Genomic DNA, 18,109 nt, shown 5'->3' with positions numbered 1-18,109 from the left:
GTCGGACCATGAGCAAGCACAATGGCGCGGTGCGCATCTTCGCCGCGGTCGTGCCGCCTGCCGACGCCCACGCGGACCTCGAGGAGTTCCTCGAGCCGCGCCGGGACGTGCACTCCGACCTGCGCTGGACGCCCTCCCACCTCTGGCACGTGACACTGGCGTTCCTGTCCGACGTCCCCGGCGGCCTGCTCGACGACGTCGTCGACGCGGTGACCGGCGTCGCTCACGAGCACGCACCGGTCCCGTTGCGGCTCAGCGGTGCCGGCACCTTCCCGAACCCGGCAGAGGCACGGGTGGTCTGGATGGACGTGCGCTCGGACTCCCCCAGCGGGCTCGCGGACCTCGAGTCACTGGCTCTCGGCGTGCGACGGGCCTGCGGACGCGTCGGCGCCCCACCCGCCGGTGGCGACTACCGGCCGCACCTCACCCTCGCCCGGGTGCGCCGCCCCTTCGAGGCGACGCACTGGCTGCGGGTCATGGACGCGTATGCCGGCCCGCCCTGGACCGCGGGCGAGGTCACCGTCTTCGTGTCCCACCGGGGAGAGCGAAGGGGCAGACCGCACTACGAACCCGTAGCGGTCTGCCCCCTCGGTGCGAACGTCAGTCGCGGGTGAGCTTGCGGTAGGTGACGCGGTGCGGACGGGCGGCGTCCTCACCGAGCCGCTCGATCTTGTTGGCCTCGTAGGACTCGAAGTTGCCCTCGAACCAGTACCAGCTCGCGGGGTTCTCCTCGGTGCCCTCGTAGGCGAGGATGTGCGTCGCGACCCGGTCGAGGAACCACCGGTCGTGGCTGATGACCACGGCGCAGCCGGGGAAGTCGAGCAGGGCGTTCTCGAGGGAGCCGAGGGTCTCGACGTCGAGGTCGTTGGTGGGCTCGTCGAGGAGCAGCAGGTTGCCGCCCTCCTTGAGGGTGAGCGCGAGGTTGAGGCGGTTGCGCTCTCCACCGGAGAGGACACCGGCCTTCTTCTGCTGGTCCGGGCCCTTGAAGCCGAACTGCGAGACGTAGGCGCGCGAGGGGATCTCGACCTGGCCGACCTGGATGTAGTCGTGGCCGCCGGAGACGGTCTCCCAGAGGTTCTTGTTGGGGTCGAGGCCCCCACGGCTCTGGTCGACGTAGGAGATCTTCACCGTGTCACCGATGTCGACGACGCCGCTGTCGGCGGGCTCGAGGCCGACGATGGTCTTGAAGAGTGTCGTCTTGCCGACACCGTTGGCGCCGATGACACCGACGATCCCGTTGCGCGGCAGCGAGAACGACAGCCCGTCGATGAGGACGCGGTCGCCGAAGCCCTTCTTGAGGTCCTTGACCTCGATGACCTTGCTGCCGAGACGCGGACCCGGAGGGATCTGGATCTCCTCGAAGTCGAGCTTGCGCGTGCGGTCGGCCTCGGCGGCCATCTCCTCGTAGCGGGCGAGGCGCGCCTTGGACTTGGTCTGGCGGGCCTTGGCGTTGGAGCGGACCCACTCGAGCTCCTCCTTGAGGCGCTTGCTGAGCTTGGCGTCCTTCTTGCCCTGGACCTCGAGGCGAGCCTGCTTCTTCTCGAGGTAGGTCGAGTAGTTGCCCTCGTAGGGGTAGGCCCGGCCGCGGTCGAGCTCGAGGATCCACTGCGCGACGTTGTCCATGAAGTAGCGATCGTGCGTCACGGCGACGACGGCGCCGTGGTAGCTCGCGAGGTGCTGCTCGAGCCAGAGCACCGACTCGGCGTCGAGGTGGTTGGTGGGCTCGTCGAGCAGGAGCAGGTCTGGCTTCTGCAGGAGGAGCTTGCACAGCGCGACGCGGCGGCGCTCACCACCGGAGAGCACGGTGACGTCGGCGTCCGGCGGCGGGCAGCGCAGGGCGTCCATCGCCTGCTCGAGCTGGGAGTCGAGGTCCCACGCGTCGGCGGCGTCGATCTCCTCCTGGAGCTTGCCCATCTCGGACATGAGGGCGTCGAAGTCGGCGTCGGGCTCGCCCATCTCCTCGGAGATGGCGTTGTAGCGGTCGAGCTTGGCCTTGATCTCGCCGGCGCCCTCCTCGACGTTGCCGAGGACGGTCTTGGACTCGTTGAGCTCGGGCTCCTGCATGAGGATGCCGACGCTGTAGCCCGGGGTCAGGCGCGCCTCGCCGTTGGACGGCTGGTCGAGGCCGGCCATGATCTTGAGGACCGACGACTTGCCGGCGCCGTTGGGGCCGACGACGCCGATCTTGGCGCCGGGCAGGAATGACAGGGTGACCTCGTCGAGGATGACCTTGTCGCCGTGGGCCTTGCGGGCGCGCGACATGACATAGATGAACTCGGGCATGGGGCAAGGCTAACGACTGCCCGCCCCATCCCCGAATCGGTTCGCCCTCAGGCTGCGGACTCCTCGACCAGCGGACCGGTCGTGCTCGCGCCGACGACCTCGGTGGGACGCTCCGCGAGGAGGTAGTCGTCGCGCTGCGGGTCCCCGAAGCCCTCGGACTCGGACTGCATCGTCTGCAGGGCGTCGTCGAGCTTGTCGCCCGAGCCGTAGGACGGCTTGGACACCTTCTCGTAGACCGTCTGGCCCCAGCTGAGGTCGTGCCCGACGCCGTTGGCGACGATGCTCACCGAGGTGCCCATCGAGCCGTCGTCGCGCTTGAACTCGCGGGCGGACAGTCGGCCGTGGACGACGACGGGCTGCCCCTTCTCGATCGACCGGAGGACGTTGGCGCCGAGGTTGCCCCAGGCGAAGACGGTGAACCACGAGGTCTCGCCGTCCTCGTAGGTGCCCGGTGCGCCACTCACCTGCCGCCGCGGGGTGGCGGCGACGCGGAAGCTCGCAAACGGGTTGTTGTTCCTGGAGACCTTCATCTCCGGGGCGCTGGCGACCCGCCCCTGGACCGTGATGGTGCTGTCCTGCATGACTGAAACCTCTTCTGGTCGGGCTCCGCTCGTGCGGTGCACTGCGACCAGCGTCCCGACAGCCCGGGCCGACGGCAACGGTCCGCGACCGTGCCTGTGGACGACGACGGCGAGGAGCCGGTCCTGTGGACGACGGTCCGTGCGGCGGGCGTGCGCGCTCGCCGCCCGTCCTCGCCGCAGTCCTCGGCGTCAGACGTCGGCGTCAGACGTCGGCGTCAGACCTTCGCCGCGGCGTCGAGGTGCTGGCGGGTCTCGCGGTGGCGTTCGAGGACCGACGCGACGGGGGCGACGATGCGCTCGTCGGCGACCGTCGCGATCGAGTCGCGCAGGCGCCCGTCGATGACGGCGGCACGCCGCCGCGCCCCGATCCCGGCGAGGAAGCGCGAGACCATCGCGAGCAGCAGGCCGGCGAGCAGCCCGCCGACGAGCAGGACGAACGGCCACGGCAGCGGTAACCACCTCGGCGTCTCGATGCTCGGGAACTGCAGCCAGCCGAGCAGCATGAGGACGAGCACCCAGACGAGGCCCGCCACGGCGACGAGCGCAAAAAGGAGCTGGGCGATGCCCACGGCCCGCCACCACACCGGGGTGCGCGAGCGCAACGAGGTCGAGATGACGGCTTGGTCGAGGGCGTCGGCCATCGCGTGCCCCGGAGGCGTGGCGGCGGCGTCGACGGCGTCCCCCCAGGGGGTGGGCAGCTCTGCGCCGGCGCGGTCGGCGAGGCGGCGCGTGGCGAGGTCGACCGCGGCGCGGGCCGCGGGGGTGGGCGGCGGCAGCGAGGACCGGCCGAGGACCGAGCGGACGTCGGCGTCGCTCACGGTGACCGACCCACGGCCGTCGTCGAGCCGGAGGCGGCGCAGCGGCCGGGGCTTGAGCCGCTGGACCCACCGGGTGAACGGCCAGCCGGTGCGACCGATGGCCTGCATCTTGTAGTCACGCTCGACGGCGCCCACCACGGTGGGCACGCCGGCCGCACGGGCCAGGGCGTCGACGAGCTCGCCCTCGCCCTTGGCCTTGACGGAGGGTTCCGAGTCGGCGACGGCCGGTCGCAGGGCAGCGGTCGCCTGGCGGACGTCCGCGCCCAGACGCGTCCGGGCGGCGTTGGCTCCCGACACGGCGTTGCTCAGCCGCTGGCCGAGCACGTCGAGTCCGCGCCCGGTGCGGGCCGAGGTGGGGATGACGGTGGCGTCGGGCATGCCGTCGCGGCCCATGAGGCGCTTGAGATCGGCCACGCACGTCGCGATGTCGGCGTCGGACAGGCGGTCGACCTGGTTGAGCACGACGACCGTCACGGCGTCGTGCGTCGACAGCGCCGCGACGTAGTCGTCGTGGAGACGGGCGTCGGCGTACTTCTGCGGGTCGGTCACCCAGACGAAGACGTCGACGAGGTTGAGGACGCGCTCGGCCTCGACCCGGTGCGCGGTCTCGCGCGAGTCGAAGTCGGGGAGGTCGAGCAGCACGAGCCCGTCGAGCGAGCCCACCGTGCCCTCGACCGTGGCGTCGCCGGACACGTGGTGGCGTGTCGCGACGTCGAGCCAGTCGAGCAGCGGGCCGGCCGGCTCGTCCCCCCAGATGGCCGCGGTCGGCCTCGAGGTCGTGGGTCGGCGAGCACCGACCGTCGCCACGTCGTCGCCGACGAGCGCGTTGAAGAGGGAGGACTTGCCGCTGCCGGTGGCCCCGGCGAGTGCGACGACGGTGTGACCTCCGACGAGGGAGGTCCGCTCCCCCACCTTGGTCACGACGGCTCGGGCACGCTGTGCCGGAGTCTCGGGCAGCTCGTCGCCACCGGTGGTGAGGGCGGCGTCCAGCGATCCGGACGCAGACGCGAGCGACTCGGCGGTGACGCTGCTGACCTTGGCGCCGCCCATGCGCAGCGGGCTCATGCAGCCCCCTCGCGGACGCGGGCAGCAGCAGAGTCGAGAGCGGCGGACTGGCCGGCGGTGTCTCCCACGGAGGCGACCGCTGCGGCATACCGGTCCTGCTCGACGGCATACAGGTCCGCGACACGCGTGAGCAGGCTCGCGCGCGCCTTGGCCGCCATCTCGCGGACCGCCTGGTCGCCGAAGATCGCCTCGAGGACCCGCTGGGCGAGCACGGAGGTGCCACCCGCGATGCCGACCTCGGCGCCGGTGAGGCCACCCGTGGCGGCGAACGAGACGAGCATGAGGAACAGGCCGATGGCGTTGACGCCGTATGCCGCGATCCTCGCGTTGGTCCGCCGGTTGCCACCCTCGCTGCGAACGATGTCGAAGACCTCGCCCTGCCACTCACGCACGAGCGCCTCGACCCGAGGGACGAGGTCTGCGGAGGGCTTGGCCAGCTCGGGGTACTGGCCGATGAGCGCGTCGCCGCCGGGCAGCCGGCGCCACTGGCGCGCGGTGTCGGCGGCCGCCGCGGAGGCGTGCGACACGAGGAGGTTGGCGACACCGGACTGGAGCGCCTCACCGAGGTCCTCGGCCGGTGCGGGCTGGCCCTTGATCGCCGCGGTGACGCGGTCGCGCCACTTGGACAGCGTCGACTCGATCTGGCGGAAGAACTCGCCGGTGCCGACGAACTCCTGCCAGCGGGCGAGGACCTCTCCGCGCAGGAGCGTGCCGTCGGTCATGCCGTCCTTGACGCCCTCGGTGGCGTGGTCGTAGTTGTCCTTCGCGGCGGCGACGAGTCCCCGGGCCGCGTCGTCCTGCTCGGTCGAGGCCTCGACGAGCGCGGCGGTCCGGCCCGACAGCGAGGCCATGGCGCCCTTGAGTGTCTGGCTCACGACGACGGCGCGGGCGCGGGCGTCGCTGGCCAGGGCGTCGAGCCAGGCTCGGAGGCGGCCCATGGCGTCGGGGCCGAGGAAGCCGTCCTCGGTGAGGGTCGACTCGGGCACGGTGAAGATCGGCGCCGTCGGCAGACCCTGCTCGCGGAGCATCCCGGCGAGGTGGGGACGGATCTCGTCGACGGTGTCGGGCGCGATCCGGTCGAGGACGATCGCCACGGCGGTGCCTCGCTCGGCAGCGGTGCGCAGGAGGTCCCACGGCACGGCGTCGGCGTAGCGGGCGGCGGTCGTGACGAAGAGCCAGAGGTCGGCGGCCGCGAGGAGCTGGGTCGCCAGCTCGCGGTTGGCCTGGACGACGGAGTCGATGTCGGGAGCGTCGAGCAGGGCCATGCCCGGGGGGAGGCTCTCGGACTCGACGAGTCGCACGGTGCCCGGCTGCGACTCCTCGCCGGGGCCGCCGGTGACGCGCGCCAGGCTCGGCAGGATGCGCTGGTCGGAGAACCAGCGCCTGTCGTCCGGGTGGTGCACGAGGACGGGGCTCGTGGTCGTCGGGCGGAGCACACCCGAGCGGCTCACCTCGGCACCCACGATGGAGTTCACGAGCGTCGACTTGCCGGCGCCCGTGGAGCCTCCGACGACGGCGAGGAGGGGTGCGTCGAGCGAGCGGAGTCGCGGCAGCACGTAGTCGTCGAGCTGCTGGAGGAGCTCGCGCCTCACGGTCTCGCCGTGCGCCTGACCGGGCGTGCTCAGCGGGATGACCGAGGCGGCGACGACGTCACGCAGTCCGGTCACGGCCTCCACGAGCTCGCTCGCGTGGGTGGCCTCGGATGTCGTCACTGCCTCAGCCTAACGAAACGGTGGGCAGCCGCACGCCGACGTGCCGCCGCGCTCCACGTGTTTCGGCACCCGGACGAGCAGCTGGCCTCGTCTCACTAGACTTCACGGCAGTTCGGCCCCCGTGGCGCAACGGATAGCGCAACGGCCTTCTAATCCGTAGGTTGCAGGTTCGAGTCCTGCCGGGGGCGCCTCTCTCCCGCCGTGCGCCGGCGGCAGAACTCGCGGATGGCCTCGTTGACGACGTGGGGCTGCTCGAGGTTGCTCACGTGACCGGCCCCCTCGACGACGACGAGCTCGGACCCGTCGATGTCGGCCTCGAACCGGCGGGCCACCTCGAGCGTCGAGCGGGAGTCGAGCTCGCCCCACACGAGCAGCGTCGGCACGTCGATCTCGGGGAGCAGGTCGCTGAGGTCGGTCGCGGCCATGATCCCAAGCTCCAGCGCCAACGTGTCTGGGCGCACGTCTGCCGCGATCTCCTCCAGGAGCGCCACGACCTCCGCCGACGGCTCACCGCCGAAGAGCCCGGGCAGCGTCGGGTCGAAGTCCTCGGCCGGCGCCTCGAGTGATCGCCGGACCCCCTCGACCCGTCGCGCTACCTCGTCCGCGGGAAGCGAACCTGACCACCCGGCATACGTGTCCATGAGGATGAGCGACGCGACGAGGTCGGGATGGCGGCGCCAGCACTCGAGGACGACCGTTCCGCCCCACGACAGACCGGCGAGGTGGGCGGGCCCGAGACCGAGGTGCCTGACGACGCCCGCGAGCGCATCCGCGAACCCCGCGAGGCCGAAGCCCTCCGGCACCACCGACGACCGTCCCACCCCCGGCTCGTCCCAGGCCACGACGGTGAGCTCGTCGGCGAGGGCGTCGAGCTGCGGCCGCCACGAGCGGGAGTCCAGGGCGGCGCCGTGCACGAGCACGAGCGGCGGCCCCGAGCCGACCCGCTCGTACGCGACCTCCAGCCCGTTGACCTCGACGCGCTCCACGCTTGAGGAACGTACCCGCTTCTCACGACGACCGGCTTGCCCCCGAACCGGGAATGACATGATCGGGTCATGTCCGTCGTGATCCGCACCACAGAGGTGAGCGACGACCCGCGCCTGCGTGACCTGCTCGACGCCGGGGAGCTCGAGCGCGTGCAGCGACGCCCGAACCCCGTCCCGTTCATCACGGCCCACGCCCTCCTGCGGCGCCTCGTCGCGGACGAGACGGGCGTCGACCCTCGGCGGCTCGAGTTCGAGAAGCGGTGCGCCACGTGCGGCACCGACCGTCACGGCAAGCCGCACGTCACGGGCATGCGCGACCTGCACGTGTCGGTGTCCTACGGCGAGCACATGGCCGTCGCGGTCGTGACCAGGATGGGCGAGGTGGGCGTCGACGTCGAGGACCTCGAGTCGGCCGACTTCGACGGGTTCGGCTCGGTGACGCTCGACGAGTCCGAGGCCGTGCACCTCGAGGGCCTGACCGGCGACGCCCTCCTCGCCGCCCGTGCCCGCATGTGGTCGCGCAAGGAGGCCATCCTCAAGGCCACGGGTCACGGGCTGGTCGTCGACCCGAGCCAGGTCGTCGTGTCCTCCCCCGACGCCCCCGCCGCACTGCTGGAGTGGAAGGCCGCCGAGCACCCGCCGGGGCCCACCCAGGTCAGCGACATCGACGTCGGCCGCGAGGACCACCGCGCCGCGGTCGCCGTCCTCACGAGCCACCCGATGAGCATCCGCGTCCAGCGCGGCTGAGCTCGGCCGACCCGGCGCGCCCGCGAGCGCGCTCACCCGGTCGCGCGCTCGCCCCGGGCCGGCGGGCCTCAGGGCCTCCGGACGCCCGCCGCGGTCCGTCGCAGCGCCAGCTCGGCGAGCAGCACCGCGATGTCGGGGACGACCGAGTCGTCGTAGGCCGCTCGCGGGGAGTGGTTGTCCTCCGCGGTCGTGTGGTCGTCGACGACGCAGGCCCCGACGTTGAGGTATGCACCGGGGACCTCCTCGAGGACGAACGCCATGTCCTCGGCCCCGGCCTCCGGCAGGGGCATGTCGGACCAGCGATCTTCCCCGAAGACGTCGACGACCGTGGCCTGGGCGAAGGCGAACTCGTCGGCGTCGTTGACCGTGACCGGGTAGCCGTTGCCGATGTCGACGGTCGCCGTGAGGCCGTGCGCCGCGGCCACGTGCTCGGCGACGCGGCGGATCTCCGAGTGAGCACGCTCTCGGTGCTCGGCCGAGAAGGTCCGCAGCGTCGCCTCGATGACGGCGTCGTCCGGGATGACGTTGTTGACGGTGCCCGAGGAGATCCTGCCGACGGTGACGACCACCGGGTCGAAGGCGTCGAAGCGCCGCGTCACCATCGTCTGCAGCGCGAGCACCATCTCGCACGCGACGGGGACGGGGTCGAGGGCGTACTGCGGCTGCGAGCCATGACCACCCTTGCCCTGCACGGTGATGACGACCTCGTCGGCCGCGGCCATCTGAGGCCCGGGACGACCGAACCACACGCCACGGGGACGCTCTGCGGCATACACATGGATCGCGTATGCCGCGTCGACCCGTCGGCCGGCCGCGTCCAGGAGTCCTTCGCGCAGCATCGGCTCGGCCCCTCCGGGGCCCTCCTCACCGGGCTGGAACATGAGGACGACGTCACCGGCGAGGTCGTCGCGCAGGGCGTGCAGGATCCGGGCCGCACCGACCAGGCCGGCCGTGTGCAGGTCGTGGCCGCAGGCGTGCATCCGGCCCGGCTCCTGCGACGCGAAGTCGACGCCGGTCGCCTCGGTGACGGGCAGCCCGTCCATGTCGCCACGGAGGAGGACGACGGGGCGTTCGGCGGCACCGTCACCGGCGCCGTCGTCGTGGGGGGCGCCGCGCCCGCGAAGGACCGCCACGACGCTGCTCAGCCCCTTGCCGAGGGTGATCTCGAGGTCGAGCCCGTCCAGCGCGGCGAGCACGGCCTGCTGGGTGCGCGGCAGGTCCAGGCCCAGTTCGGGGTGGCGGTGGAGGTCGTGACGGAGCTCGATGAGCTCGGGGGCGATCGCCTCCGCCAGCTCGCGGACCGACGTGGTTGAGGTGGACGACGTGGTCGGGGTGGTCGAGGTCATCAGAGCACCTGTCCGGCGAACTCGCGACGGCGGCGGACGAGGACCGCGAGCAGCTCGCGCTCGTCGGTGAGCGCTCGGGCGTCTGCGGTCGAGTGGTGCATGCGTCTGCGGAGCAGGGCGAGCTCGCTCGCGGCGTCCTGGAAGTCCTCCATCGACCGCAGGGCCTGGCGTCCGCCGTTGGCACGCGCCCACTGCCGCGCCTCACGGCGCTTGGGCATCGAGGCGAGCATGGCGACCTCCGCGGAGGAGAGCCAGCCGGCATCGGCGTACGCGTTGAGGAACTGCCCGATGAGCCGGCCCTCGCGGCGTCGGACCCAGACGACGAAGCCGAGGAAGGCGAGAAAGAGCGGGACCTGGACGACGAGGTAGACGGCGATGAGGCCCTCTCCCCCGCTCACGGCGGCGAGGTTCCACACGGCGTGGGCGATCACGGCCAGGAGGAACCCGCCGAGCGGGGCCAGGACGCGCACGATCCCCCGGCGCGACATGGAGGCCACCCCGATGCCGATGCCCGTGCAGATCGTGAACATGGGGTGCGCGAACGGCGAGAGCAGGCAGCGGCCGACGAAGGTTGCGGTGAGCCCCTGCTGACCGTGCTCGACCCACGCGATCGCGAGGTACTGGATGTTCTCGGTGAAGGCGAAGCCCGCGGCCGTGACACCGGCGTAGACCATGCCGTCGGTGATCCCGTCGAACTCGCGCTTGGCGAAGCGCCAGACGAGGAGCACGAACAGCCCCTTGGCGGCCTCCTCGACGAACGGCGCGACGAACACGGCGGTGAGTGCCAGCGACTCCTCCTCGGGCACGGAGCCCCAGAGCACGAGCTGACCGGCCGTGTTGAGGGTCATGGCGATGAGGACGGCGATGAGCGCACCCCAGAGGAACGCGCGCACGAGGTAACGGGTGGGCTCTGCCTCGAACCGGTCGAGCCACATGAAGGTGGGGACCACGATGCCGAGCGGGATCGTCGCCACGACGAGCCCCAGGAGGCTCGCGCTGACACCAGCCGCCGCCCCGATGGCGCTGGCGACGGCGAGCGCCGCGAGGCCGAAGCCGACCGTCGCGATGCCGACGATGACCCATCGACGGATGGCCGATCTGCCGCGGTGGGCTCCTGCGGCCCGACTGCCCTCCGGGGGCGACGGGACGGTCGCGTTGGTGTCGACGGCCTGGTCCCCACTCATGGACGACGAGCCTAGTGCTTCGACCTAGGCTGGGACCCATGTCATCGACGCCTGACCGAGCCCTCACCGACCGCATCGTCTGGATCGACTGCGAGATGACCGGGCTCTCCCTCGAGAACGACGCCCTCGTGGAGGTCGCGGCCCTCGTCACCGACTACGAGCTCAACGTCCTCGGCGACGGCGTCGACGTCGTCATCCGCCCGACCGACGAGGCCCTGGCGCAGATGGGCGACTTCGTCCGCGAGATGCACACGACGTCCGGGCTCATCGACGAGCTCGCCGGCGGCGTGACGATGGAGGAGGCGCAGCAGCGGGTCCTCGACTACGTCCGTGAGTGGGTCCCCGAGCCGCGCAAGGCTCCCCTGGGCGGCAACACCGTCGGCACCGACCGCGGCTTCCTCGCCCGCGACATGCCCGAGCTCGAGCAGCACCTGCACTACCGCGTCATCGACGTCTCCTCGATCAAGGAGCTCTCGCGGCGTTGGTACCCGCGCGCGTACTTCGCCGCTCCCGAGAAGTCGGGCGGCCACCGCGCGCTCGCCGACATCCGCGAGTCCATCGCCGAGCTCCGCTACTACCGCGCCGCCGTCTTCGTCGAGCCTCCCGGCCGCGCGACCGACGAGCTCCGGGCGCTCGCGGCCGAGCACGTCGTCGACCACTCGAGTCCGGCCTCGGGGGCCGTGGCGGGCATGGTCGGGAGCACCCCCGAGGAGCAGGTACGATAGTCCGCGCTGCCACGGACGGACTCGTTCGTATGCCGTGACAGTCACCTTGGTGGGTGTAGCTCAGCTGGTAGAGCACCGCGTTGTGGTCGCGGGGGCCGCGGGTTCAAGCCCCGTCACTCACCCCAAGGTCGAAAGCCCCTGCAGAGCAGGGGCTTTCGTCATGCTCAGGCACGTTTGTGACACTGGGGCCATGCGCCTCACACTTCGCGGACTCACCCTGGTCGTCCTCACCGCCGTCGTCGGCCTCTTCGTCGGCGTCGTGCCCGCGAGCGCGCACTCACGACTCATCTCGATCTCACCCAAGGACGGGGCGTCGGTGCCGGGCTCCCCGCCCGCGATCGTGCTCACCTTCAACGAGGACGTGAACCCGCAGTTCGTCAGCGTCCGGGTCACCGACGGCGAGGGCACGGTCGTGGCCGGCGACGATGCGGCAGCCCAGGGCGCCGTCGTCACCGCCCCCGTCGCCGAACCGATGTCGGCCGGGACCTACAAGGTCACCTACCGCGTCGTCAGCGCCGACTCCCACCCGATCTCGGGCTCGACGACGTTCACCGTCGAGGGCGACGCGCAGGCCTCCCCCACGGCCGACAGCGCGAGCCCGTCCGCGACCGCGCCCGAGCCGAGCGCCTCCGCGAGCACGCCTGCGGTGAGCCCCTCCCCGAGCCAGACCGACGTCGCGGGTGACGCCGGCTCGGCGGGCTCGGACGGTCCGCCGTCCTTCGTCTGGTTCGTCCTCGGTGCGGGCGTCCTCGCCGCCCTCGGAGGAGCCGTCGTCGCCATGCGGAGGAGCCGCGACACGGCGTGACATCGCGCTCCCCACGGACCGCCGGGGCCGATTTCACAACCGGGCCTGACCGCTGCTAATGTCTCTCCTCGCGCGCCATTAGCTCAATTGGCAGAGCAGCTGACTCTTAATCAGCGGGTTCGGGGTTCGAGTCCCTGATGGCGCACCAGACAGAGCCCCGCACGGTCCTCCGTGCGGGGCTCTTTCCGTTCCTGCGACACCCTCGTCACCGACCTCGGGACCATCGGCCCTGACCTCCTGCCAGGACACGGCGCAGGGTGGAGGGACAAGGTTCGAGGAGGTGCGCGATGAGGCTCCGTCCGATCGTCCTCCTGGTCGTGCTGGCCCTGGTGGGTGGCCTGTCGGGCTGCGTCATGCAGCGCTCGACGAGCACCCGGGAGATCCGCAGCGGGTACCCGATGATGTCGATGACGTTCTCCGAGTCGTCATACCTCGCGGAGATGGTCCCCCACCACCTGGAGGCGATCCGGGCGGCCCAGGAGCTCGCACGTTCGCAGCGACCCGAGATGCGCCGGCTCGGCGAGGACATCGTCCGCTCACAGAGCGCCCAGGTCGACCAGATGCGGGGCTGGCTCGCCACCTGGTGGACCGACACGGGCGAGGACACGGCATACCGGCCCATGATGCGCGACCTGACCGGCCTCGGAGGCGACGCGCTGGACCGGGCGTTCCTCGACGACATGGTCCGGCACCACATGATGGCCGTGATGATGTCCCAGCAGATCCTCAGGACCCGCGGGGCGACGCACCAGGAGGTCACGGACCTCGCCCGCCGGATCAGCGCCGACCAGAGCGCGGAGATCGATCAGATGCGCACGTGGCAGCGGGCATGGTTCGGTGAGCGGGGCTCGATGATGTCCGGCTGGTGACGCAACACCCATCGCCAGCAGCGCCCGGTCAGTGGCGGCGGCGACGCAGCAGCTTGAACGCGACGACGACCGCGACGACGGCGGCCGCGGCGGCGATGCGCTCCACGCGGAGGTCGCCCTCGGGCGTCGTCGTGGCGTCCGCGAAGCGGGCCTTGGCCTTGTCGACCTCGCGCTTGGCGATCGCCGAGGGCGTGGCCTTGGCGGTGATCTCGTCGAGGGTGCGGGCCAGGCGCACGCGGCGCTCGGCGATGTCGGCCTCGAGGGCGGAGATGGAGCTCATCGAATCAGTCCTCACTCAGTCCGAGGTCGCGGCGCAGCTTGGCGACGTGCCCAGTGGCCTTGACGTTGTAGAAGGCGTGCTCGACCTTGCCGTCCTCGTCGACGACGACGGTGGACCGGATCACGCCCTGCACGACCTTGCCATAGAGCTTCTTCTCGCCGAAGGCGCCCCACGCCGTCATGACGGCCTTGTCGGCGTCGGAGAGCAGCGTGAGCGACAGGTGCTCCTTGTCACGGAACTTCGCGAGCTTCTCGGGCTTGTCGGGCGAGATGCCGAGCACGGTGTAGCCGTCGGTCTTGAGCGACTCGAGGCTCTCGCTGAAGTCGCACGCCTGCTTGGTGCACCCGGGCGTCATGGCCGCCGGGTAGAAGTAGACGATGACCTTGCCGCCGCGCAGGTCCGAGAGCGTCACGCTCTCACCGGTGTCGGTGCTCAGGGTGAAGTCCGGTGCGGTGTCGCCCGGAGCGAGTCGGTCGGTCACGCGGTTCTCCTCGGTGGTCGGCTCTCGCCAAACTATCAGCGAGACACCGACAGCCAGTGCGCGAGGCGGGACTCGAACCCGCACACCCGAAGGCACTGAGACCTAAACCCAGCGTGTCTACCTGTTCCACCACTCGCGCGCGCAGACAGCGTATGCCGTCCGCTCCCTTCCCGACGCCGCCTCAGTTCTGGGGTCGGAGGCGCTCGCGCAGGATCGGCACCATGGCCCGGAAGGCCCGGCCCCGGTGCGAGATGGCGTTCTTCTCGACGTCGGTGTACTCGGCCAGCGAGCGGGTGTCGCCGTCCGGCACGAAGATCGGGTCGTAGCCGAAGCCGTTCTCGCCCAACGGGTCGCGGCGGATCGTGCCGGTGACGCGGCCCTCGACGGCCTCGACCGAGCCGTCCGGCATCGCGAGCACGGCGGCGCAGACGAACGACGCGGAGCGGTGCTCGTCGGGCACGTCGCCGATCTGCTCGAGCAGGAGCGCGAGGTTGGCGCGGTCACGCACGGCGCGCGGGGCGTCCGATCCGGAGTGCGACCCCGACCAACGCGCCGAGAACACACCGGGCGAGCCACCGAGGACGTCGACGGCGAGGCCCGAGTCGTCGGCGACGCTGGGCAGGCCGGTCGCCTTCGCCACGGCCACCGCCTTGAGGCGGGCGTTGCCCTCGAACGTCACCTCGCTCTCGACGACGTCGGGGGCGTCGGCGAAGTCGGACGCTCCGACGACCTCGAGACCGATCTCGTCGGCGAGGTCGGCGAGGATCTGGCGCAGCTCGTGGACCTTGTGCTCGTTCTGGGTGGCGAGGACGAGGCGGGTCACCGCAGGCGCTCCCTCGGCGTCGTCGCGAGCGCCTGCTGCTGCGCCTCGGTGAGCGCCGCACACCCGAGGGCGGCGAGGTCGAGCAGGGCGTTCAGGCGGTCACGGTCGAAGGCGGCGTCGGCGCCCTCGGCGGTGCCCTGCACCTCGACGTAGCGGCCCGAGCCGGTCATGACGACGTTCATGTCGGTGTCGGCCGTCGAGTCCTCGGGGTAGTCGAGGTCGAGCACCGGCTGACCGGCGACGACGCCCACGCTCACCGCGGCGATGGAGTCGACGAGGGGCGAGGCGTTCTTGGCGATGAGCCCCTTGGCGCGGGCGTCCTCGATGGCGTCGACGAGCGCGACGTAGGCGCCGGTGATCGACGCGGTGCGGGTGCCGCCGTCGGCCTGGAGGACGTCGCAGTCGACGACGATGGTGTTCTCGCCCAAGGCCTTGGTGTCGATGACGGCGCGCAGCGCACGCCCGATGAGCCGCGAGATCTCGTGGGTGCGGCCGCCGACCTTGCCCTTGCGGGACTCGCGGTCGGAGCGGGTGTTGGTCGAGCGCGGCAGCATCTCGTACTCGGAGGTGACCCAGCCGGTGCCCTTGCCCTTGAGCCAGCGCGGGACGCCTTCGGTGAAGGTGGCGGCGACCAGCACTCGGGTCTTGCCGAACTCGACGAGGACGCTGCCCTCGGCGTGGTCGAGCCAGTTGCGGGTGATGCGGACCTCTCGGAGGTCCTCGGGGCTGCGGCCGTCGTGTCGCGTCGATGAAGTCACACCGAGCAGGCTAGACGGCACCACGCCCCACCGGTGAGCCGAGGTCGTAGACCGCCTCTGGCTCGGCCACCTCGACACCGGGCCAGTGCGGCTCGGCCTGCGCGCGGCACTCCTCCGCGTCGTTCCACGCCGGCATGTGGGTGAGGACGAGTCGCTGCACTCCCCCGGCACCGGCCGCAGCCCGAGCCGCCCGGCTGGCGCTGAGGTGGATGCCGCGGACGTCGTCGCGACCGTCGACGAAGGCCGAGTCGGCGAGCACGAGGTCGGCAACGGCCATGAGCGGCCCCAGGCTGTCGCACGAGTCGGTGTCACCCGTGTAGGCGAGGACGGCGCCGTCGGCCTCGACCCGGAAGCCGTAGGCCTCGACCGGGTGGTTCACGGCATACGGCGTGATCGTCAGGGGCCCGACCGCGATCGGGACGCGGTCCTCGAGCCGGCCGAACGAGAAGACCTTGTCCATGCCGCCGTCCTCGAGCCCGTGGTACATGAGCGAGACGCGGGACGCGGTGTCGCGCGGGCCCCAGACGGGCAGGCGTCGCTGGGGCGGGCCGTCGGGGGCGTAGGTGTGGGCGACGTAGAGGCCGCAGAGGTCGGCGCAGTGGTCGGGGTGCAGGTGGGTGAGGAAGACCGCGTCGAGGTCGGCGGGGGCGACGTGGCGCTGCAGGGGTCCGAGCGCACCGGACCCGAGGTCGAGCACGACGTTCCAGGCGCGCCCGTCGGCCTCGGCCGTCACGAGATAGCTCGACGCCGGTGAGGAGGGTCCGGCGAACGACCCGCTGCACCCGATGACGCGCACCCTCACGCGACCACCCCGCTGGACGGGAGCGTGACGGGCGAGGTGAACACGTGCCCGACGTCGGAGCCGAGACCGAGGAAGCGCAGGGCCAGGCGTCGGAACACCTCCGGGTCACCCGTCGTCGTGAAGCCGTGCTGGGGCGGTGGCGCGTCGTCGCGCCGCAGCTGGTCGAGGTCGGCGAGCACGCGGTAGAGCTCCTTGGCCGTCTCCTCGGCCGAGGAGACGAGGGTGACGTCGGGACCCATGACGTAGGAGATGACGCCGGCGAGCAACGGGTAGTGCGTGCACCCGAGGATGAGGGTGTCGACGTCCCGGTCCTGGAACGGTGCGAGATAGTCACGGGCGACCTCCCGCAGCTCTTCGCCGCTCGTCACGCCCGACTCGACGAAGTCGACGAAGCGTGGCGCCGCGCCGCTCGTCACCGTGAGATGGGGCGCCGCGGCGAACGCGTCGAGGTAGGCACGCGACTGGTGCGTGCCCACCGTGGAGATGACACCGATCCGGCCGGTACGCGTCGCGCCCACGGCCCGTCGGACGGCAGGACGGATGACCTCGACGACCGGCACGTCGTAGCGCTCGCGGGCGTCGTGCAGGACGGCGGCGCTGGCGGTGTTGCAGGCGATGACGAGGGCCTTGACGCCGTGGTCGACGAGGCGGTCGAGGCACTCGAGGGCAAAGGCGCGCGTCTCGGCGATCGGCCGCGGGCCGTAGGGCGTGCGGGCGGTGTCACCGAGGTAGGCCACCGACTCGTGCGGGAGCTGGTCGATCACGGCGCGGGCGACCGTGAGGCCGCCGTAGCCGGAGTCGAAGATCCCGATGGGTGAGTCAGCCACCGTGCAAGGTTATGCGGTGGTGGTGTCACCCGGGAGCATCGCCGTGGCGAGCGTCTCCTGCAGCCACGTGAGGAAGTCGTAGACCGACATGGCGTGCAGGCGGGGGTCGTCCTCGTCCATGTCGGCGAGCTCCTCCTCGAGCCGGTCGACGTCGGCGTCCTCGCGCAGCCCGAGCCGCTCGCCGAGCACGAGCCGGACGTCGGTGAGCGCGACGACCATGTCGACGGCCGTGCGCTCGTCGAGCTCGACGCCGGATCCGGGCGCCCGGAGCGCGGCGATGGCGGAGGTGAGGTGGCGGGCCTTGCGGGTGCGCAGGCCGTGCTCGGTGAGCCGGCGGAACTCCGCCGAGGCCTGGTCGTCGGCGCGGTTGCCCGCCGGGAGCAGCCGCTCCAGCGCCGGGTCACGGTCCCCGAAGGAGCGCGCGTCCGCGGGGACGGGACGGTCGTCGGGCACCTGGTCCTCGGCCGAGACGGAGACACCCATGCCGAGCCCACCCAGACCCGAGACGATCGCGTCGAAGTCGTCGTGGGGTGCGCCGGCGGTCGCGGCACCGGGAGCACCGGGACCACCGGGGACCACCGCCTCGGGCTCCGGGGCGACGAGGTCGTGGACCTGCTCCATGAGCCCGGCGACGACGGCGCGCTCGACCGCGTCGAGCTTGGCCGTGTAGCGGACCTCGCGGCCCTTCTTCTTCCGGGCGAACGCGCGTGCCATCAGTCGTCCTTCTGGAACGTGGCCCACAACCCGTACCCCTGCAGCGCCTCGGTGTCGATCTCCATCTTCTCGCGCGGCCCGTGGGAGACGACGGCACGACCCTTGGTGTGCACGTCCATCATGAGCTTCTCGGACTTGGCGCGGTCGTAGCCGAAGTAGGTCTGGAAGACCCAGGTGACGTACGACATGAGGTTGACCGGGTCGTTCCACACGAGCGTGATCCACGGGATGTCGGGCTCGGTGAGCGAGTCGGAGGAGGTGATCTCCTCCTGCACGGGCGCGATGGACACGGCTCCCACAATA

At 71.5% G+C, this 18,109-nt stretch carries 20 protein-coding genes and 4 tRNA genes; 8 read left to right on the top strand and 16 right to left on the bottom strand.

Annotated features, from left to right (window positions below; all coding sequences use genetic code 11):
* Positions 1-8: 8 nt before the first annotated feature.
* Positions 9-614, top strand: coding sequence for an RNA 2',3'-cyclic phosphodiesterase (gene thpR / locus KLO01_RS16655; RefSeq protein WP_246136276.1), 606 nt, complete (start codon positions 9-11; stop codon positions 612-614).
* Here the strand turns inward: thpR and ettA are convergent.
* The 4 genes from ettA to KLO01_RS16635 form a co-directional block, all read right to left on the bottom strand.
* Positions 601-2,283, bottom strand: coding sequence for an energy-dependent translational throttle protein EttA (ettA, locus tag KLO01_RS16650; protein ID WP_147067257.1), 1,683 nt, complete (start codon positions 2,281-2,283; stop codon positions 601-603). The two genes, thpR and ettA, sit on opposite strands and share 14 nt — an antisense overlap.
* Before the next feature lie 47 nt (positions 2,284-2,330).
* A complete protein-coding gene (locus KLO01_RS16645) occupies positions 2,331-2,864 on the bottom strand; it encodes a single-stranded DNA-binding protein (RefSeq protein WP_147067255.1) in 534 nt (177 codons plus the stop codon).
* Between the two features lie 215 nt (positions 2,865-3,079).
* Positions 3,080-4,747 carry a YfjP family GTPase gene (locus tag KLO01_RS16640; protein WP_246136275.1) on the bottom strand — a complete coding sequence of 556 codons (1,668 nt, stop codon included), beginning with the start codon at positions 4,745-4,747 and terminating at the stop codon, positions 3,080-3,082.
* On the bottom strand, positions 4,744-6,459 hold the full coding sequence (locus tag KLO01_RS16635) for a dynamin family protein (protein WP_147067252.1): 1,716 nt from the start codon (positions 6,457-6,459) through the stop codon (positions 4,744-4,746). Before KLO01_RS16635 ends, KLO01_RS16640 begins: the two co-directional genes overlap by 4 nt.
* A 115-nt stretch (positions 6,460-6,574) precedes the next feature.
* On the opposite strand from KLO01_RS16635, the gene KLO01_RS16630 reads away from it, so the two are divergent.
* Positions 6,575-6,647: transfer RNA gene (locus KLO01_RS16630), tRNA-Arg, on the top strand.
* On the opposite strand, the gene KLO01_RS17595 is transcribed toward KLO01_RS16630, so the two are convergent.
* The gene (locus tag KLO01_RS17595) at positions 6,609-7,505 is read right to left on the bottom strand and encodes an alpha/beta fold hydrolase (RefSeq protein ID WP_186828100.1); all 897 of its coding nucleotides are present in this window, start codon (positions 7,503-7,505) and stop codon (positions 6,609-6,611) included. The two genes, KLO01_RS16630 and KLO01_RS17595, sit on opposite strands and share 39 nt — an antisense overlap.
* Before the next feature lie 9 nt (positions 7,506-7,514).
* Between KLO01_RS17595 and KLO01_RS16620 the strand changes: the two genes are divergently transcribed.
* Positions 7,515-8,192 (top strand): 4'-phosphopantetheinyl transferase family protein, encoded by a 678-nt coding sequence (locus KLO01_RS16620; protein WP_147067250.1) that lies wholly within the window; start codon positions 7,515-7,517, stop codon positions 8,190-8,192.
* 68 nt (positions 8,193-8,260) lie between these two features.
* On the opposite strand, the gene KLO01_RS16615 is transcribed toward KLO01_RS16620, so the two are convergent.
* Positions 8,261-9,538: a M20 metallopeptidase family protein gene (locus KLO01_RS16615; RefSeq protein ID WP_147067248.1), complete on the bottom strand. Its 1,278-nt coding sequence runs from the start codon at positions 9,536-9,538 to the stop codon at positions 8,261-8,263.
* Positions 9,538-10,722, bottom strand: a complete 1,185-nt coding sequence (locus KLO01_RS16610; RefSeq protein ID WP_147067246.1) for a PrsW family intramembrane metalloprotease — start codon at positions 10,720-10,722, stop codon at positions 9,538-9,540. Before KLO01_RS16610 ends, KLO01_RS16615 begins: the two co-directional genes overlap by 1 nt.
* A 38-nt stretch (positions 10,723-10,760) precedes the next feature.
* Between KLO01_RS16610 and orn the strand changes: the two genes are divergently transcribed.
* The 5 genes from orn to KLO01_RS16585 all read left to right on the top strand — a co-directional run bounded on the left by orn (position 10,761) and on the right by KLO01_RS16585 (position 13,121).
* On the top strand, positions 10,761-11,447 hold the full coding sequence (gene orn / locus KLO01_RS16605) for an oligoribonuclease (protein WP_147067244.1): 687 nt from the start codon (positions 10,761-10,763) through the stop codon (positions 11,445-11,447).
* 49 nt (positions 11,448-11,496) lie between these two features.
* Positions 11,497-11,572 (top strand) — tRNA-His (locus KLO01_RS16600).
* A gap of 65 nt (positions 11,573-11,637) precedes the next feature.
* On the top strand, positions 11,638-12,252 hold the full coding sequence (locus KLO01_RS16595; protein WP_186828099.1) for a copper resistance CopC family protein: 615 nt from the start codon (positions 11,638-11,640) through the stop codon (positions 12,250-12,252).
* A 72-nt stretch (positions 12,253-12,324) separates the two neighbouring features.
* Positions 12,325-12,400: transfer RNA gene (locus KLO01_RS16590), tRNA-Lys, on the top strand.
* 139 nt (positions 12,401-12,539) lie between these two features.
* Positions 12,540-13,121 carry a DUF305 domain-containing protein gene (locus KLO01_RS16585; protein WP_147067240.1) on the top strand — a complete coding sequence of 194 codons (582 nt, stop codon included), beginning with the start codon at positions 12,540-12,542 and terminating at the stop codon, positions 13,119-13,121.
* 28 nt (positions 13,122-13,149) lie between these two features.
* Here KLO01_RS16585 and KLO01_RS16580 read toward each other — a convergent pair whose 3' ends face one another.
* The 9 genes from KLO01_RS16580 to clpS form a co-directional block, all read right to left on the bottom strand.
* Positions 13,150-13,401: a DUF3618 domain-containing protein gene (locus tag KLO01_RS16580; protein ID WP_147067238.1), complete on the bottom strand. Its 252-nt coding sequence runs from the start codon at positions 13,399-13,401 to the stop codon at positions 13,150-13,152.
* 4 nt (positions 13,402-13,405) lie between these two features.
* Positions 13,406-13,882 carry a thioredoxin-dependent thiol peroxidase gene (bcp, locus tag KLO01_RS16575; protein WP_147067236.1) on the bottom strand — a complete coding sequence of 159 codons (477 nt, stop codon included), beginning with the start codon at positions 13,880-13,882 and terminating at the stop codon, positions 13,406-13,408.
* A gap of 57 nt (positions 13,883-13,939) precedes the next feature.
* Positions 13,940-14,021: transfer RNA gene (locus KLO01_RS16570), tRNA-Leu, on the bottom strand.
* A 42-nt stretch (positions 14,022-14,063) separates the two neighbouring features.
* Positions 14,064-14,705, bottom strand: coding sequence for an RdgB/HAM1 family non-canonical purine NTP pyrophosphatase (rdgB, locus tag KLO01_RS16565; protein WP_147067234.1), 642 nt, complete (start codon positions 14,703-14,705; stop codon positions 14,064-14,066).
* Positions 14,702-15,463 carry a ribonuclease PH gene (gene rph / locus KLO01_RS16560; RefSeq protein ID WP_147067232.1) on the bottom strand — a complete coding sequence of 254 codons (762 nt, stop codon included), beginning with the start codon at positions 15,461-15,463 and terminating at the stop codon, positions 14,702-14,704. The genes rdgB and rph overlap by 4 nt, the downstream gene beginning before the upstream one ends.
* A gap of 10 nt (positions 15,464-15,473) precedes the next feature.
* Positions 15,474-16,265 (bottom strand): MBL fold metallo-hydrolase, encoded by a 792-nt coding sequence (locus KLO01_RS16555; protein WP_147067230.1) that lies wholly within the window; start codon positions 16,263-16,265, stop codon positions 15,474-15,476.
* On the bottom strand, positions 16,262-17,092 hold the full coding sequence (gene murI / locus KLO01_RS16550) for a glutamate racemase (RefSeq protein WP_147067228.1): 831 nt from the start codon (positions 17,090-17,092) through the stop codon (positions 16,262-16,264). Before murI ends, KLO01_RS16555 begins: the two co-directional genes overlap by 4 nt.
* A 9-nt stretch (positions 17,093-17,101) precedes the next feature.
* Positions 17,102-17,806: a DUF2017 family protein gene (locus KLO01_RS16545; RefSeq protein ID WP_147067226.1), complete on the bottom strand. Its 705-nt coding sequence runs from the start codon at positions 17,804-17,806 to the stop codon at positions 17,102-17,104.
* On the bottom strand, positions 17,806-18,096 hold the full coding sequence (clpS, locus tag KLO01_RS16540; RefSeq protein ID WP_147067224.1) for an ATP-dependent Clp protease adapter ClpS: 291 nt from the start codon (positions 18,094-18,096) through the stop codon (positions 17,806-17,808). Before clpS ends, KLO01_RS16545 begins: the two co-directional genes overlap by 1 nt.
* Between the last annotated feature and the right edge of the window lie 13 nt (positions 18,097-18,109).

The organism is Knoellia locipacati (assembly GCF_007992835.1).
Classification (GTDB): Bacteria; Actinomycetota; Actinomycetes; order Actinomycetales; family Dermatophilaceae; genus Knoellia; species Knoellia locipacati.
Note: the sequence above shows the minus strand (reverse complement) of the source record. Positions and strands in the feature narration are given on the sequence as shown.